The 15,237-nt window shown below is 72.3% G+C and carries 17 protein-coding genes; 8 read left to right on the top strand and 9 right to left on the bottom strand.

The features are described from left to right. Positions 1-28: 28 nt before the first annotated feature. Both IF655_RS05315 and IF655_RS05310 read right to left on the bottom strand, forming a co-directional pair. Entirely contained in the window at positions 29-841 is an 813-nt protein-coding gene (locus IF655_RS05315) for a PhzF family phenazine biosynthesis protein (RefSeq protein ID WP_199582324.1), read from the bottom strand. A 98-nt stretch (positions 842-939) separates the two neighbouring features. Then, positions 940-2,037 (bottom strand): protein kinase family protein, encoded by a 1,098-nt coding sequence (locus IF655_RS05310; RefSeq protein ID WP_199582323.1) that lies wholly within the window; start codon positions 2,035-2,037, stop codon positions 940-942. Positions 2,038-2,256: 219 nt separating this feature from the next. On the opposite strand from IF655_RS05310, the gene IF655_RS05305 reads away from it, so the two are divergent. Then, entirely contained in the window at positions 2,257-2,910 is a 654-nt protein-coding gene (locus IF655_RS05305; protein ID WP_199582322.1) for a PadR family transcriptional regulator, read from the top strand. Between the two features lie 7 nt (positions 2,911-2,917). Here IF655_RS05305 and IF655_RS05300 read toward each other — a convergent pair whose 3' ends face one another. Continuing rightward, positions 2,918-3,088 carry a hypothetical protein gene (locus IF655_RS05300; protein ID WP_199582321.1) on the bottom strand — a complete coding sequence of 57 codons (171 nt, stop codon included), beginning with the start codon at positions 3,086-3,088 and terminating at the stop codon, positions 2,918-2,920. Between the two features lie 224 nt (positions 3,089-3,312). On the opposite strand from IF655_RS05300, the gene IF655_RS05295 reads away from it, so the two are divergent. From IF655_RS05295 to IF655_RS05285, 3 genes are all read left to right on the top strand, one after another. Further along, on the top strand, positions 3,313-3,855 hold the full coding sequence (locus tag IF655_RS05295; protein WP_307814862.1) for a Clp protease N-terminal domain-containing protein: 543 nt from the start codon (positions 3,313-3,315) through the stop codon (positions 3,853-3,855). A 148-nt stretch (positions 3,856-4,003) separates the two neighbouring features. Continuing rightward, the gene (locus IF655_RS05290; protein WP_374100168.1) at positions 4,004-5,005 is read left to right on the top strand and encodes a DMT family transporter; all 1,002 of its coding nucleotides are present in this window, start codon (positions 4,004-4,006) and stop codon (positions 5,003-5,005) included. A gap of 190 nt (positions 5,006-5,195) precedes the next feature. Then, on the top strand, positions 5,196-6,146 hold the full coding sequence (locus IF655_RS05285; protein ID WP_199582318.1) for a DMT family transporter: 951 nt from the start codon (positions 5,196-5,198) through the stop codon (positions 6,144-6,146). An 83-nt stretch (positions 6,147-6,229) separates the two neighbouring features. Here the strand turns inward: IF655_RS05285 and IF655_RS05280 are convergent, their stop codons facing one another. Next, complete coding sequence (locus IF655_RS05280; RefSeq protein ID WP_199582317.1) at positions 6,230-6,715, bottom strand: MarR family winged helix-turn-helix transcriptional regulator; 486 nt, start codon at positions 6,713-6,715, stop codon at positions 6,230-6,232. 140 nt (positions 6,716-6,855) lie between these two features. Here IF655_RS05280 and IF655_RS05275 point away from each other — a divergent pair, with 140 nt between their 5' ends. Both IF655_RS05275 and IF655_RS05270 read left to right on the top strand, forming a co-directional pair. After that, on the top strand, positions 6,856-7,566 hold the full coding sequence (locus IF655_RS05275; protein WP_199582316.1) for a nitroreductase family protein: 711 nt from the start codon (positions 6,856-6,858) through the stop codon (positions 7,564-7,566). Continuing rightward, positions 7,563-8,462 carry an EamA family transporter gene (locus IF655_RS05270; RefSeq protein WP_199582315.1) on the top strand — a complete coding sequence of 300 codons (900 nt, stop codon included), beginning with the start codon at positions 7,563-7,565 and terminating at the stop codon, positions 8,460-8,462. Before IF655_RS05275 ends, IF655_RS05270 begins: the two co-directional genes overlap by 4 nt. A 26-nt stretch (positions 8,463-8,488) precedes the next feature. On the opposite strand, the gene IF655_RS05265 is transcribed toward IF655_RS05270, so the two are convergent. Continuing rightward, a complete protein-coding gene (locus IF655_RS05265; protein WP_199582314.1) occupies positions 8,489-9,187 on the bottom strand; it encodes a pyridoxamine 5'-phosphate oxidase family protein in 699 nt (232 codons plus the stop codon). A gap of 49 nt (positions 9,188-9,236) precedes the next feature. Here IF655_RS05265 and IF655_RS05260 point away from each other — a divergent pair, with 49 nt between their 5' ends. Beyond that, on the top strand, positions 9,237-10,565 hold the full coding sequence (locus tag IF655_RS05260) for an aminotransferase class I/II-fold pyridoxal phosphate-dependent enzyme (RefSeq protein ID WP_199582313.1): 1,329 nt from the start codon (positions 9,237-9,239) through the stop codon (positions 10,563-10,565). A gap of 89 nt (positions 10,566-10,654) precedes the next feature. Here IF655_RS05260 and IF655_RS05255 read toward each other — a convergent pair whose 3' ends face one another. Then, the gene (locus tag IF655_RS05255) at positions 10,655-11,689 is read right to left on the bottom strand and encodes a DMT family transporter (protein WP_374100167.1); all 1,035 of its coding nucleotides are present in this window, start codon (positions 11,687-11,689) and stop codon (positions 10,655-10,657) included. A gap of 38 nt (positions 11,690-11,727) precedes the next feature. On the opposite strand from IF655_RS05255, the gene IF655_RS05250 reads away from it, so the two are divergent. Further along, on the top strand, positions 11,728-12,630 hold the full coding sequence (locus IF655_RS05250; RefSeq protein WP_199582311.1) for a LysR family transcriptional regulator: 903 nt from the start codon (positions 11,728-11,730) through the stop codon (positions 12,628-12,630). Positions 12,631-12,698: 68 nt separating this feature from the next. Here IF655_RS05250 and IF655_RS05245 read toward each other — a convergent pair whose 3' ends face one another. The 3 genes from IF655_RS05245 to IF655_RS05235 form a co-directional block, all read right to left on the bottom strand. Further along, on the bottom strand, positions 12,699-13,169 hold the full coding sequence (locus IF655_RS05245; RefSeq protein ID WP_199582310.1) for a pyridoxamine 5'-phosphate oxidase family protein: 471 nt from the start codon (positions 13,167-13,169) through the stop codon (positions 12,699-12,701). Positions 13,170-13,268: 99 nt separating this feature from the next. Then, entirely contained in the window at positions 13,269-13,709 is a 441-nt protein-coding gene (locus tag IF655_RS05240) for a Rieske (2Fe-2S) protein (protein ID WP_199582309.1), read from the bottom strand. A gap of 155 nt (positions 13,710-13,864) precedes the next feature. Further along, positions 13,865-15,166: a cytochrome P450 gene (locus tag IF655_RS05235; protein WP_199582308.1), complete on the bottom strand. Its 1,302-nt coding sequence runs from the start codon at positions 15,164-15,166 to the stop codon at positions 13,865-13,867. Between the last annotated feature and the right edge of the window lie 71 nt (positions 15,167-15,237).

Here is a 15,237-nt window from a genome sequence, read left to right as displayed (position 1 = left end):
CACCGTCCCACTTGCGCAACTCCGCCCATCAGGCGTGCAGTTCCCCGTCGATCACCGTCACCGCGCGGCCGATCAGCAGGGTGCGGTCGCCGCGCAGCCGGGTGCGGACGTAGCCGGTGCGGCGGGACGCCTGGAGACCGGTGAGGTCGTCGCGGTCGAGGCGGGCGGACCAGTAGGGGGCGAGGGCGGTGTGGGCGCTGCCGGTGACGCTGTCCTCGTCGATGCCGACGTTCGGGAAGAAGCAGCGGGAGACGAAGTCGCAGCCGAGCGTGGGGTTTTCGGCGCGGGCGGTGACGATGACGCCGCGCGAGGAGCACCCGGCGATCTCCTTGGGGTCGGGGGACAGCTCCAGTACGGCCTTCTCGTCGGCCAACTCGACCAGCAGGTCGCCCACTTCGGGTCCGGTGTCGTAGACCGCGACCGGGTCCGCGCCGAGCGCCCGCGCGAGTCCCTCCGGGGCGGCCACCTCGGTGAGCGGGGCGGTCGGGAAGTCCAGGGTGATCCAGCCTTCGTCGCCGGGCGTGGCCGTGAGGACCCCGCTGCGGGTGGCGAACCGTACCGGTCCCTCGTGCGTGCCGGTGGTGTGCAGGATGTGGGCCGTGGCGAGGGTGGCGTGCCCGCACATCGCGACCTCGGTGGCGGGGGTGAACCAGCGCAGCGCCCAGTCCGCCTCACCGCCCTCCGGGAACCGGTGGGCGAACGCGGTCTCGGGGTGGTTCACCTCGGCGGCGACGTTCTGCAGCCAGTCGTCGTCGGGAAACACGTCGTCCAGGAGGACCACTCCGGCGGGGTTCCCGGTGAAGGGCAGATCGGTGAAGGCGTCCACGATTCGAATGCGCATGGCGCCGACCCTAGAGCGCCGGACGAGGGGGCGTCCAAGGCCAGTTGGGGCGGGGTGGACCGGCGTGGGCGGTCGGCGTGGTGATCACGAGAGCGGGCTCATGGCTCTGTCTGCGTATCAAGCGGGCTGTCCTGCCGCCCGGCGTGGCGGAGCGCTTCCAGCGGGTAGGGAGTCTCCCAGTTCTCCTCCTGGAGCTTGCGGAAGAAGTCCCACATCACAGCGGCGAGCGGCGCATGGCGGGTGATGAGCGCGGCGGCCGCCGCCGGGATCCCCGTGGGGCGCTCGCCCTCGGCACATGCGCGGACCAGCGCGAGGCGCTCGTCCCAGTCGTACCCGTACAGGGCGGTGACCAGCCAGTACACCAGGTACGAGGCCGTGTAGGCGCGGTCGTGGTCTCGGTGCCGGTGGTGGAAATCTGCCTCGTCCGGGGACAGGTCGAAGCGGGAGGAGAGCGCGAGGCCGTAGTCCGCGAAGTACAGGCGGTGGCCGTCGGTCAGGATGTTCTTGAAGTGAGCGTCGAAGTGCAGCAGCCCGCGGGCGCTCATGAACGAGGTGCCGGCCTGCAACTCGTGGTCCACCAGGGCGCAGGCGCGCCCGGCCGCCTCGTCACCGGCCGCGAACTGGACGCCCAGCCAGTCGTGCAGGTTGTGCGGGATGTACTCCAGGAACAGCACGAGGCTCGCCGTGGACCGCTGAAGCGCCTCGATCCGGCGCCGTACGCCCGACCGGCCTCCCCAGTAGGCGACGGCTTGTTCCACATCGGCCAGCTCCTCGGGAAGCGGCCGGACGGGCCCCGGTAACACCCGCCAGTGGTACATCAGGGGGAAACCCTCGTAGTCTCCCGCCAGCACCCAGTTTGTCGTCATGGTGTGCACGGCCAGCTCCCGCCAGGCTCCGCACCCCGGGCTGCCGATACTGCCGATTCCGTACTGGCAGAAGGAGGGAACGGCGAACAGATTCGCCGTGGAGTGAAGGTTCTCCGGCCGTCGCTCCAGTTCGGTCAGGGGTACCTGCTTGACGAAGACCGGGGTTCCGTCGACGTCCACCCGTACGGTCGCGCCGCCGATGCCGGAACCGACCGGTGTGGCTCCCTCCACGAGTTCGCGCAGTCTGCGATCACCGCACAGTGCCAACGACGTGGAAACGGCGCCGTGGGCTGCCAGGCGAGCACCGCGTGACACGTCAGGGATCTTCATTCCGGGCCTCCAGCCGGACACCCGCCAGTCGTACCCACTCCAACGGACGCCTGGACGAGAGCTGTTCGCCACTCTCTCACGGTGGGGGCGGTGATCCGCTCGGTCAGGGATTTCTGCGCGAAGGCATTGTCGTAAGTCGGGTACCGATATATCGTTGAGATGTCGCGTAAGGAACGCGATGGGTACGTGACTGATCGACGATGGAATGGAGTGGTCGCGATGCGGAACCATGGATTCGAGCGTGGGCATCGTTCTGGCGGGCCCGGGCGGCAGGGCTGGGGGGCGTTCGAGGGAGTCGAGGGGCTGCGGGAGGCGTTCGGGCCGTTCGGGCCCGGGGGACCGGGGTTCGGTCCTGGTGGTCCTGGGGGGCCGGGGCGGCACGGGTTCGGGCCGGGGCCGTGGGGTGGCATGGGGCGCGGCGGTGGCCGGGGGCGGGCGCGGCGTGGTGACGTGCGGGCGTCGATCCTGGCGCTGCTCAAGGACCGGCCGATGCACGGGTACGAGATGATCCAGGAGATCGCGGAGCGCAGCGGGGGTGCGTGGAAGCCGAGTCCCGGCTCCGTTTACCCCACGCTCCAGCTCCTGGAGGACGAGGGTCTGATCGCCAGCGAGAGCGAGGGCGGCAAGAAGCTGTTCTCCCTCACCGAGACCGGGCGCGCGTCCGCCGAGGAAGGTCCGGAAGCTCCCTGGGAGGAGGCCACGCGCGGTGTCGACTGGGAGGCGCTGAGCGAGATCCGGCAGGCCGGGTTCGGGCTGATGGAAGCCTTCGGTCAGGTGTGGAAGACCGGCACGAAGGAACAGCGCGAGAAGGCGCTCACCGTCATCAACGAGGCCCGCAAGAAGCTGTACCTCATCCTCGCGGACGAGGACTGACCCAGCCTTACGTTCGTACGCGTCGTATCACCGCCGCGTCGAACAGGTCCCACGCGCGCGGGAGGGCGCTCTCGTCGTGGCAGTGCCAGGCATCCCAGAACAGGTCGGCGAGCAGGGCGTCGTCCGGGGCGTACACCCGGTACACGTACTGCTTGCCGTCCACCGCCGGCAGGCCCACCAGCCAGCACAGACATCCGTCCTCCACTTGATGTGTGACGTACGAAAGGGGCAAGAGGTTGCCTCATGGGGCGTATGCAAGGCGGCGCGCGCCCCTGAGTCGGAATCGACCGGATCTCCTCCGTGAGGATGAGAGGGACGGGTCGGTTGTCCGCTCAGCGTGGGACGCGAGAATGGTTCCCCTCGTGGATGCCGTCCGCTCCGGCGGCTGATGAGGTGTCTGGTGTGGAACCCCGCACAGTCGGCCGGTCCGCCCCCGACGAGGGCGTGCCGCGTGCCGAGAACGACGCCGGGACCGGCACCGGCTTCGCGTCGGTGATCGCCGGTGCCCGCCGCAGAGCCGTACGCGACGGCGACCGGCAGATCGACAGCGCCCATCTGCTGCACTCGCTCCTGGAGTCCGACCCCGAGGCGCGCGCGGCCGTCGGCACGCCGACCCAGCTCGCCCGGCTGCTCGGGTATCTCGTGCAGCGCAGCATCGGATACGGGCTGCGCTGGCAGGGCGGTGCCGAGGTGGTCGGCGCGGAAGTCGCCGCGGGCGGCGAACGGTGGTCGCCGGTCGCGGCCGCCGCGCTGCGCGACGCCGAGGCGCGAGGCACCCTGCGCCGGGGTGCGCACGGCGGTGCCGACGGCGTCGATCTGCTCGCCGCCCTCGTGACCGACCCGCGGTCGCGGGCCGTCGAGGTGCTGGAGCGCGCCGGGATTCCGGCGGGCGAGCTGCGGGACCGGCTGCGGGCGCGTACGACCGACGACGCGCCGCCCTGCTGACCCCTGCTGATCCCGGGCGCTCGCGGGGGCTGCCGCCCCGTCGGCGCGTCCGTCGTCACCGTCACTCCCGCCGCCCACACCGCGCCCCGGTCCACTCCCCGAGACAGGAGTTAAAAAGGGTGACGCTCATGTCGTCGCCTGTCATCATGTGCGCGTGCACGCGTCTGGGAGCAGAGAAGGCGGCCGCGGCGCCGGGCTGGGGCTCGCCCTGGTGTCGGCCGTGGCGTTCGGTGGGTCGGGAGTCGCGGCCAAGCCGCTGATCGAGGCGGGGCTCGACCCGCTGCATGTCGTGTGGCTGCGCGTGGCCGGTGCCGCGCTGGTCATGCTCCCCGTGGCCGTGCGTCATTGTGATCTGCCGCTGCGCCGCCCCGCGTTGCTCGCCGGGTTCGGGCTCCTCGCCGTCGCCGGAGTCCAGGCGTGCTACTTCGCCTCGCTCTCGCGCATACCGGTCGGCGTGGCGCTGCTCGTGGAGTATCTGGCGCCCGCGCTGGTGCTGGGCTGGGTGCGGTTCGTGCAGCACAGGCCGGTCACCAAGGCCGCCGCGCTCGGTGTCGTCCTCGCGGCGGGCGGGCTCGCCTGTGTCGTCGAGGTCTGGTCGGGGCTGAGCTTCGACGTGCTCGGTCTGCTGTTCGCGCTCGGCGCCGCCTGCTGCCAGGTCGGCTACTTCGTCCTGTCCGACCAGGGCGGCGACGCGGGCGAGGAGGCGCCGGACCCGCTGGGCGTGATCGCGTACGGTCTGCTGGTCGGTGCCGTCGTCCTCACGGTCGTCGCCCGCCCGTGGGGCATGGACTGGCGGGTGCTGGGCGGCAGCGTGCGGCTCGACGGCAGCGCCGTGCCCGCCGCCGTGCTGCTCGTCTGGATCGTCCTCGTGGCCACCGTGCTCGCGTACGTCACCGGCGTGCTCTCGGTACGGCGGCTCTCGCCGCAGGTCGCCGGGGTCGTCGCCTGTCTGGAGGCGGTCATCGCGACCGTGCTCGCCTGGGTGCTGCTCGGTGAGCACCTCTCGGCGCCGCAGGTGTTCGGCGGCGCGGTCGTCCTGGTCGGCGCGTTCATCGCGCAGTCCGCCACACCCGCCAAGGGGTTCGCGGAGCCGGTCGCGGAGAGCGGCGGCGCGGAACGGGAGTTGTCCGCGCGGGGGACCGCCGCCTAGGCTGGTGATCATGTACTCCAGCGCACTCGTCCTTCCGCCCCCGGCTGCCTGAGGCGGGCCTCCGGGAAGAACACGCCCCGCGCAGCGCGCGCCGGGCGGGACGGCGCTGCCCGCAGATGAAGTCCGCGCGTCCGAGTCGGACGCCTTCCCACTTCCGCACTGATCCAGTGCGTTTCTGCGGAGAAACCTCGTGTCGAACGCTGTCTCCGGCCTGCCCGTCGGGCGTGGCCTGCTCTATCTGACCGTCACCGGTGCGACCTGGGGCACGGCGGGCGCCGTCGCCTCCCTGGTCTACCGGACCGGGGGCATGGGCCCCTTCGCCCTGTCCTTCTGGCGCTGCGCGGCGGGACTCGTCCTGCTGGTCGCGGGCCGGCTGCTGCGCCGCGGGCGCCGCTCCCGGGCTGCCGCCCCGCGTGATCGCGCCGCCCTGCTGCGGCAGGCGCTGGCCACCGGTGTCGGTCTTGCCGTCTTCCAGACCGCCTACTTCGCCGCCGTGGACGCCACCGGGCTCGCTGTCGCCACCGTCGTGACCCTCGGCGCCGGTCCCGTGCTCATCGCGCTCGGCGCCCGGTTCCTGCTCGGGGAACGGCTCGGTGCCGGAGGTGTCCTCGCGGTCGGCGGCGCGCTCGCCGGGCTCGCCGTGCTCACCCTCGGCGGCTCGGGCGGCACCGTCCGTCCGGCGGGTGTGCTCTGCGCGCTCGGCTCGGCCGCGGGCTACAGCGCGATGACGCTGCTGACCCGCTGGTGGGGTCGTACGGGAGCGGGTGACGCGGGAGCCACCACGGTCGGCGCCTTCGCGGTCACCACCCTGTGCCTGCTGCCGTTCGCCCTGGTCGGAGGGGTGTTCCCGCACACCGGGCACCCCTTGCGGCTCCTCGCGCTGCTCGCCTACCTCGCCTCCGTGCCCACCGCCCTCGCGTACGCGCTCTACTTCGCGGGAGCCGCCGCCGTACGCTCCGCCACCGTCTCCGTGATCATGCTCCTGGAGCCGGTGACCGCCGCCGTCCTCGCCGTCGCCCTGCTCGGCGAGCACCTGACGGCGGCCACGGTGACGGGCACCCTGCTGATGCTCGGCGCGGTCGCGGCGCTCGCGGCGGGGGAGGCGCGTGGCGCCGGAGACCGGGTGCCGGTGCCCGCGTAGCGCCGGAGCGGTCCGTCGGCACGGTCCGCCGCCCCGGGTCGGCGGAGGCGGGCCGTGTCAGCGGGCGTCGCCCCTCAGGGAGATCACTCGTCCCCCAGGGAGATCAGCAGGGTGCGCAGCAGCCGGTTGAACTCGTCGGCGTCCTGCGGGGACAGACCCGAGAGGATCTCGCGCTGGTTGCGGACATGCCCCTCCACGGTCGCGTCGACCAGCGCCCGGCCCTCCTCGGTCAGGTCGATGTGCAGGCTGCGCCGGTCGCCCGGGACCGCCTCGCGCGTGACGAGACCACGGGCGACGAGCCGGTCGACCCGGTTGGTCAGAGCCGCCGAGCCGATCATGACGCTCGCGGCCAGCTCCTTCGCCGTGAGCGGTCGGCCACCACGGCGGAGCGTGGCGAGCACGTCGAACTCCCAGGTCTCGATGCCGTGCTGAGCGAAGTACTCCTTCACGCGCGCGCCGACGAGCCGGGACAGCCGCAGCACGCGGCCGATCGTGCCCATCGCGTCGAGGTCCAAGTCGTCGCGCCGGTCGGCCCATTGACCGAGGAAGCCGTCGACGGCGTCCCGCATGTGGTCACCTCACCCTTGCTCTCGCCGGACTGCTCTCGCCGGACCAGCTTGATTCGACATCGAAGTGTTTGACGCCATCCTAGGTGACGGCATATTTTCTCGACGTCAGATAGTTCGACGTCGAAGTGAGGTATTCGGTCGTGAAGTTGTCTCCGCTGGAGCGTGACGCCGTGTCCCGCGTCATCCGCTCGCGTCGCAGCATCCGTCACTACCGGCCGGACCCCGTGCCCGCCGACCTGCTCCAGGAACTGGTCGACCTCGCGCTGGAGGCGCCGTCGAGCTTCAACCTCCAGGCGCGGTCCGTAGTCGTCGTCACCGACGAGCCGGGCCGCGCGGCGCTCGCCGACGCCACGGGCGGGCAGCCGCATCCCCGGGAGGCGCCGGTGACACTGGTCTTCGTCGCCGAGTCCGGCGCCTGGCGCGAGGACCGCGGCGACATCTGGGAGCGGGCACGGCGCGGGGGAGCGTGGCCGGAGCCGTTCGCCGCCGCCGCGCCCGGCGACGCGCGCGCCTTCTACGCGGACCCGCGCCGCCGGGGTCTTGAGCGCGAGTACGCGGTGAAGGACGCCATGATCGCCGCGTCCTTCCTGATGATCGCCGCGCACGCCGCGGGGCTCGCCACCAGCCCCATGAACGGCTGGGACGAGGCAGAGGTCAAGAAGGCCATCGGCATTCCGGACCGCGACGATCTGCACATCGCCCTGCTTCTGCCGCTCGGCCGTCCCGCCGAGTCCCGGACGCATCCCGGCCGCCGGGACCGTTCCCTGACGGTTCACCGGGAGACCTACGGCCCGACACCGTGCGGGACCGGCGCCGGGCGCCGTGACCAGGTCTCCGGAGAGGCGAGGTGAGCGGTCAGCGCCTCGCGGTGACCTCGGCGGTCACCGCTCTCGCCCCGGCGGTGTGGGGGACCACCTATCTCGTCACCACCGAGTTCCTGCCGCCCGACCGGCCACTGCTGGCGTCCGTGCTGCGGGCGCTGCCCGCGGGGCTGATCCTGCTGCTGGTCACCAGGACGCTTCCGAAGGGCATCTGGTGGTGGCGGGCGGCGGTGCTCGGCGTGCTGAACATCGGCGCGTTCTTCTACTTCCTCTTCCTTGCCGCCTATCACCTGCCCGGTGGGGTCGCCGCGCTCGTGATGTCCGTCCAGCCGATGATCGTGCTGGTGCTGAGCGCGCTCCTGCTGAACGACCCGATACGCCAACGGCACGTGGTGTCCTGCCTGTTCGGTGCGGCGGGTGTCGGTCTGCTGGTGCTGCAACCGGGGGCGGGTCTCGACGGCATCGGCATCGCGGCGGGTCTCCTCGGCGCGCTGTCCATGGCGTCCGGACTGGTGCTCACCAAGAAGTGGGGGCGCCCCGACGGGGTGGGTCTGCTGTCCTTCACCGGCTGGCAACTCACCGTGGGCGGGCTGGTGTTGACACCGTTCGCTCTCGCCCGCGAGGGTCTGCCGGACCACCTCACCTGGAGCAACATCGGCGGCTTCGCCTACCTCGGCGTCATCGGCGCCCTGGTCGCCTACGCGCTGTGGTTCCGAGGGGTGGCGCGACTGCCCGCCCTCGCCGTGTCGTTCCTCGCGTTCGCGTCCCCGCTGTGCGCGACGGTCCTCGGGTATCTCGTCCTCGACGAGGCGCTGCGCCCGCTCCAACTGCTGGGAGCCGTAGCGGTGATCGGGGCTGTCGTCCTGGCGCAGTCGCGCGCCGTGTCCGCGTCGGCGCCACGCGTCCGTACGACGAGCCGGGGCTGAACGGGTCAGCCCCGGCCGTGGCGCGGTTAGACGGTCTCGGTCGCGGGTTCCGCCAACTTCGCCAGATAGTTGGGGAGTTCAACTTCCGGCGCCAAGTCGCCGTTGGACAGCGGGGCTTCGTAGCCCTTGCGGAGGGGGAGCACGCCCGCCCAGTGCGGGAGGGCGAGGTCCTCCGGCTCGTCGTTGGCGTCGCCGGTGCGGAGCTTGGCCGAGACCTCGGTCAGGTCGATGCGGATCACCGCGGTGGCGGCCAGTTCCTTCTTGTTCGCGGGACGGGAGTCGGCCGAGCGGCCCGGGACCACCTGGTCCACCAGGGCGTCGAGGGCCATCGAGCGCTCCTCGGGGTCGGTGACCTGGTGAGCGACGCCGTGGACCACCACCGAGCGGTAGTTGATCGAGTGGTGGAAGGCGGAGCGCGCCAGGACCAGACCGTCGACATGCGTGACCGTGAGGCAGACCGGCAGACCCGGGTCCTCGGCGCCGGACATCCGCAGCGGGCGCGAACCGGTCGAGCCGTGGGCGTAGAGCCGCTCGCCGACCCGGCAGTACAGCGTCGGCAGCACCACCGGCGCGCCGTCGCGCACGAAGCCGAGGTGGCAGACGTACCCCTCGTCCAGGATCGCGTGCACCAGCTCCTTGTCGTACGACGCCCGGTCGGCGGAGCGGGTGGGCACGGTGCGGTCGGTCGGCGTGTAGGCGGCGGGCTTCTCCTCGGTCCCCTGCATGGCGGTCCCTCCCTGGACTCTTCTCTTGCACTAGTGCATAATCTGCTTTGTGCTAGGAGAGTATCCGATCGAAGGGCGTGGCGCAGCGGAGATCGCGGCCAGTGTGGAGCGCGCGGTGAGCAGCGGTGAGCTGCGACCGGGACAAGTCCTGCCCCCGCTGCGGGAGTTGGCCACGCGTCTCGGGGTGAATCCCAATACCGTCGCGTCCGCCTATCGCACCCTGCGCGAGCGCGGGGTGATCGAGACCGCCGGGCGCAGAGGCAGCCGGGTGCGTCCCAAGCCCGCCACGACCGGTCGCGACGAGCTGCGCGTGGAGGTGCCGCCCGGCGGCCGGGACCTGTCCACCGGCAACCCCGACCCCGCCCTGCTGCCCCCGCTCGGCCCGGCGTTCGCCGACGCGGCCGCCCGCGCGGACCGCGCCCCCGTCCTCTACGGCACCGAGCCGGTCGACCCCGGTCTCGCCCGCATCGCCCGCGCCGGACTCGACGCCGACGGCGTGCCCGAGGGTCCGCTCACCGTCACCTCCGGCTCCCTCGACGCCATCGAGCGGGTCCTCGCCGCCCACCTCAGACCCGGCGACGCGGTCGCGGTGGAGGACCCGGGCTGGGGCAGTGTCCTGGACCTCGTCCCGGCGCTCGGACTGCGCGCCGTACCGGTGGGCGTGGACGACGAGGGTCCGCGCGTGGCGGACCTGCGCGCGGCCCTGGACGCCGGGGCACGGGCGCTGATCGTCACCGTCCGCGCGCAGAACCCCACCGGCGCCTCGGTGAGCGCGTCGCGTGCGCGGGCGCTGCGGGGCGTGCTGCGCGCACACCCGGACGTGCTGCTCATCGAGGACGACCACGGCCACGGCTTCGTCGACCTCCCGCCGCATCCGCTCGCGGGCGCCACCGCGCACTGGGCGTTCGTGCGCTCGGTCTCCAAGAACTACGGCCCCGATCTGCGCGTCGCCGTCCTCACCGGGGACGCCCGCACCGTCGACCGGGTGCGCGGGCGCCAGCGGCTCGGGCCCGGCTGGGTGAGCCTGCTGCTCCAGCGCGCGGTGGCCAGGCTGTGGGCCGACGGCGCGGTGGACGGTTCGGTCGCGCGGTCCTACGGCGCGCGCCGCACGGCGCTGACCGAGGCGCTCGCGCGGCGCGGGGTCACCGCGTACGGGCGCAGCGGCATGAACGTGTGGGTGCCGGTCCCGGACGAGACGGGCGCCGTGGCCCGGCTCCTCCAGTCCGGCTGGGCCGTGGCGCCCGGCGCCCGCTTCCGGCTCGACACCCCGCCCGGCGTCCGCATCACCGTCTCGCCGCTGACGGAGTCCGACATCGAGCCGCTGGCGGACGCGGTGGCGGCGGCGGTACGGCCGTCACCGGCGCGGTCGTACGGGTGACGCGGGGGCGGTCTGCGCGGGTGACACGGGACGGTCCGTGCGGGTGACTCGGGGCGCTCCGGCTCCCGCCCTCGTGGCGGGTCCGGTGCTCAGCTCTTCCGCCTCGCCTGGGTGAGCGCGGCTCCCGCGAGGACGATCACCGCGCCCACCGGAGTGGTCCAGGCGATCGACTCCCCGAGGATCGCCACGCCCGCCGCCGTGGCGATGACCGGGATGAAGTAGGTCACCATCTGTGCGGTGGTGGGCCCGACTTCGGCGACGAGCCCGTACTGGATGAGCACCGCCACGCCCGTGCCGAGGGCGCCGAGGGCGGCCACCGCGAGCAGCGGGACGAGCGCGAAGTGGGTCGGGAAGGACGTGAACAGGGGTGTGACAACAGCCAGTTGCACGGTCGCCAGGAGCAACTGCGCCCCGGTCATGGCGAGGTGCGAGTTGCCCGTGCCCGACAGGGTGCGGCGGACGTAGATCCAGCCGACCGGGTAGCAGAGCGAGGCCAGCAGGGCCATCGCCGTGCCCGTGGCGTCGATGCCGTGGAAGCCCTGCCAGGCGCCGAGGACCGTCAGCACCCCGAGGAAGCCGAGACCGAGTCCCGCGAAGCGGACCCGGGTCGGGCGGTCCTCGGAGAGGGCGACCAGGGAGAGGACCATGCTCCACAGCGGCGAGGTGGCGTTGCAGATGCCGGCCAGGGTGGAGGGGATGGTCAGCTCGGCGTAGGCGAAGAGGGAGAACGGCGCGGCGTTCAGGAAGAACGCGGCGACCGCCATGTGCCCCCAGGTGCGCGCCCCGCGCGGCAGTCGCTCGCGCTTGACCGCCATCGCCGCCACGAGCACCGCCGTACCGAACACCAGCCTGCCGAGGGTCACTTGGAACGGGGCGTACGAGGTCGTGCCGACCTTGATCAGGAGGAAGCTGAAGCCCCAGATCAGGGAGAGAAGACCGAAGCGGAGCCGCCAGTCGGTGCGGGGGCGTGGGGTGGCGGCGGGGGTGGACGCGGAATCGGCGGACGCGAGGTCGACGGGCGTGGGGTCGGCGGACGCGGAGTCGGCAGATGCGGGCGTTGCCGTGCGGGAAGGGGAGACCGTGCTCATGCCATCAAAGATGCGGCTCGCAACTTCGTAGCACAATCGAGAATTGGCGCACGGTATCTCTTAGGATTGCTTACATGTTGAACCTGGAGCGCCTGCGCACCCTGGATGCCCTCGCCCGGCACGGCTCGGTGAGCGCCGCCGCCGACGCGCTGCACGTCACCACCTCCGCCGTCTCGCAGCAGCTCGGCAAGCTGGAGCGGGAGGTCGGGCAGCGGCTCCTCGCCAAGAACGGACGCGGGGTCCGGCTGACCGACGCGGGTCGGCTCCTCTCGGAGCACGCCGCGCGCATCCTCTCCCAGGTGGAGCTGGCCCAGTCGGACCTGGAGGCGCACCGGGGGCAGGTCGTCGGCGAACTGCGCCTCTCGGCGTTCCCCACCGCCGCCCGGGGGCTCTTCCCGGCGGCGCTCGCCGGACTGCGCGCCCTGCATCCGGGGCTGCGGGTGCGCTCCAGCGAGCTGGAACCGGAGCAGGGCGTCGCCGGAGTCGTCCGCGGCGACCTCGACCTCGCGGTGGTGCTCGACTGGTACAACAAGCCGATGCCCGTGCCGGACGGTCTGGTCAAGGCGCCGCTGCTGGACGACCCCGCGGAGGTCGCGATCCCCGCCGGACATCCGCTCGCGGACCGTGCCGAGGTGGACCTCGCCGAGTTCGCCGAGGACGAGTGGATCACCTGGGGCGAGGGCGAGTTCTGCCACGAATGGCTGATCTTCACCCTGCGCTCCCGGGGAGTCGAACCCCTCGTGGGACACCGGGCGGGCGAGACCCACACTCAACTCGCCTTGGTCGCAGCCGGGTTGGGGGTGTGCATCGCGCCCCTGCTGGGACGCGATCCGGTGCCGCCGGGTGTGGTCCTGGTCCCGCTCAAGCAGCGGGTGCGCAGACATGTCTACGTGGTCTGGCGGGCGGACGCCGACCGCCGTCCCTCGATCCGCGCGGCGGTCGAGGCGCTGCGGACGGCGGCCCGGCAGCTCGGCTGAGCCGAGGCGAGCCGCCGGTGCGGCACTGCGCAAGTCCCGTTTTCCGTACGGGACTTGCGCACCTGCTTCTACGCCCTGCCCAGCTTCCGGAAGTCCCAGGAGACGATCTTCTCCGGGGTGAGCCGGGCCCAGGCGTGCCGCCCGTCGTGCGGCATCTCGTCCAGACCGAAGTTCTTGCGCGCGAACAGCGTCTCCACCGCGTCGAGTTCGGCACACAGTTCGCCCGTGCGCGGCACCTCGCCCACGAACTCCACCCGCCCGGACAGCTCCGCCCCGCGCAGTTGGTCGTACTCCTCACCCGCGTCCACCACCACCGCGACCCGGTGGTCACGGCTGAGCTGGGACCAACGCCTGCTGCGCACCACGGAGTAGAGCCACAGCGAGGTGCCGTCCCACACGAACCACAGCGCGCTCACGTGCGGGGTGCCGTCCGCCGCGACGGTCGCGACCCGGCAGGTGCGCTGGACGGTCAGGAACGCGTCCAGCTCGCCCGGAGTCATCATGATCTTCCGGCCCCGACGCTGCTCGGTGACGGTCATACGGCCCCCTCTTCTCCCCAGTTGTCCAAGAGAACACCCCCGTGCCGCCGATCCTCCGGCAGGGCGCCGGAAAAAGGAACACGGCCCGGGGGAGCGTGATCAGGCCAGCTCGATCGAGTCGCCGGACACTTTGATCTTCTTCGCGGGCAGCCCCTGTGTCGCGGGCCCCTGTTTCACACTGCCGTCCTCCGCCGAGAAGTGGCTGTTGTGGCACGGGCACACGATCACCCCGTCGCTCACGCTGCCCACCGCACATCCCTGGTGGGTGCACTTGGCGGAGAACGCCTTGTACGTCCCGGCGGAGGGCTGGGTCACCACCACGCCCTCGTCCTTGAAGATCTTGCCGCCGCCCTCCGGGATGTCCGAGGTCTTGCCGAGCGCGGAACCGGCGGCGCCGCTGCCGACGGTGTCCGAACCGCCGTCCGAACCGCCGTCCGAGCCGCAGGCCGCCAGCGCCACGGTGAGCCCGGCCGCTCCGGCCGCCGCCATCACCGTACGCCGGGCGGGGTTCGCTACGGGCTGGGACGATGCGCTGGTCATGGGGTGTTCCCTTCCGCCGGGGTGGTCGTACGTGATCTGTCCAGGGGTACGGTCCGGTGGCACCGCCCGTTCAGTCACGTGCCCCGATCCTCACCGCTCGGGAATGAGGAGGGCGTAAGGCTCGGTGGAGGGTCAGTCAGCCTTGGGTCGCCCGCTCAAGTCGCCCGCTCAGATCGCCCGTTCGGGGCGGGTCGGACCGGAAGCACGTGCACGGTGTTGCCGACGAAACTGGGGAGGCGGGGCAAGTCGGCTTCCTCAACGGCGAGTTCGAGGTCCGGGAAGCGGGTGAACAGGCGCTCGAGCGCGGTGGTCGCTTCGAGCCGCGCGAGCGGAGCGCCGAGACAGAAGTGCGCGCCGTAGCCGAGGGAGAGGTGTCGTACGGCGTCGGAGCGCGACGGGCGCGTGACGTCGAAGCGGTCGGCGTCCGGACCGTGCGCCGCCCGGTCGCGTCCGGCGGCGGAGTAGCCCGCGAGGACCGGGGTGCCCGCCGGGATCACGGTGCCGTCGACCACGAGATCCCGTACCGGGTAGCGGAACGGGAAGTAGCTCACCGGCGCGTCCCAGCGCAGGGTTTCCTCCACCACGTCGGACCAGCTCGCCTCGCCCGCGCGCACCAGGGCGAGTTGGTCGCGGTGACCGCACAGGGCGCGCACCGCGTTGGTGATCAGGTTCAGGGTGGTCTCGTGCCCGGCGACGATCAACAGCACCAGGGTGCCGATCAGTTCCTCCTGGCCGAGCCGGTCGCCGCCCTCGTCGCGGGCGGCGATGAGGGCGCTGGTCAGGTCGTCGCCGGGGCGTACGGTCTTGGCGGCGGCGATCTCACCGAGCACGCCCACGAGTTCGCGGTTCGCGGCGAGCACCGCCTCCGGCTCGATGTCGGTTCCCGTCACCGCGTTGCTCAGCTTGTGCAGCCGGTCGCGGAACTCCGCTTCCACACCGAGGAGTTCACCGATCACGCTCATGGGCAGCGGCAGCGCGAAGTGCCTGCGCAGATCGGCGACGCCCGCACCCGCCTCCGCTGCCGCCGCCAGGTCGTCGAGGAGGGCGTCGGTCAGCTCCACGACGCGCGGGCGCAGTGCTTCGACCCGGCGGGGAGTGAACACCCGGGCGACCAGGGAGCGCAGCCGCCGGTGGTCCTCGCCGTCCGCCGTGGTCATCCCGCGCACGGTGGCGAAGGTCAGCAGCGGCCAGCCCGGCTCGATCCGCCCCTCCCGCAACGCCGCGAAGTGCCGTACGTCCTTGGCGACTTCGGGATGCTGGAGGAACTCCCTCAGCGCCTCGTGCCCGAGGACCGCCATCCCCTCGACCCCGCCCGGCAGTTCGACGGGCGCCACCGCGCCGAGGGCGAGCAGCCGGGCGTTGTCGGCGTGCGGGCAGCCTCCGGCGGGATCGAGGCGGTGCGGGGCGCCTCCGGCGGGGTCCGGGCGGTGCGGGGCTCCTGCGGGCGAGGTCTCCACGGTTCTCCTGACGGTCGTAGGGCCGGTCCGGACGTGCGGGGACGGTGTCCGGCCGATCGTAGGCGCGGGAG

This window comes from Streptomyces sp. DSM 110735 (assembly GCF_016482685.1).
GTDB lineage: Bacteria > Actinomycetota > Actinomycetes > Streptomycetales > Streptomycetaceae > Streptomyces.
The sequence above is the reverse complement of the archived record's forward strand: the minus strand, read 5'-3'. Positions and strand labels throughout refer to the sequence as shown.

Bases quoted from the DNA above. Each gene is read 5' to 3' on its own strand.
- IF655_RS05305 (WP_199582322.1), top strand. From the start codon at position 2,257: ATGCGGAACCATGGATTCGAGCGTGGGCATCGTTCTGGCGGGCCCGGG.
- IF655_RS05315 (WP_199582324.1), bottom strand. From the start codon at position 841: ATGCGCATTCGAATCGTGGACGCCTTCACCGATCTGCCCTTCACCGGG.
- IF655_RS05310 (WP_199582323.1), bottom strand. From the start codon at position 2,037: ATGAAGATCCCTGACGTGTCACGCGGTGCTCGCCTGGCAGCCCACGGC.
- IF655_RS05240 (WP_199582309.1), bottom strand. From the start codon at position 13,709: ATGACCAGCGCATCGTCCCAGCCCGTAGCGAACCCCGCCCGGCGTACG.
- IF655_RS05245 (WP_199582310.1), bottom strand. From the start codon at position 13,169: ATGACCGTCACCGAGCAGCGTCGGGGCCGGAAGATCATGATGACTCCG.
- IF655_RS05265 (WP_199582314.1), bottom strand. From the start codon at position 9,187: ATGCAGGGGACCGAGGAGAAGCCCGCCGCCTACACGCCGACCGACCGC.
- IF655_RS05250 (WP_199582311.1), top strand. From the start codon at position 11,728: ATGTTGAACCTGGAGCGCCTGCGCACCCTGGATGCCCTCGCCCGGCAC.
- IF655_RS05280 (WP_199582317.1), bottom strand. From the start codon at position 6,715: ATGCGGGACGCCGTCGACGGCTTCCTCGGTCAATGGGCCGACCGGCGC.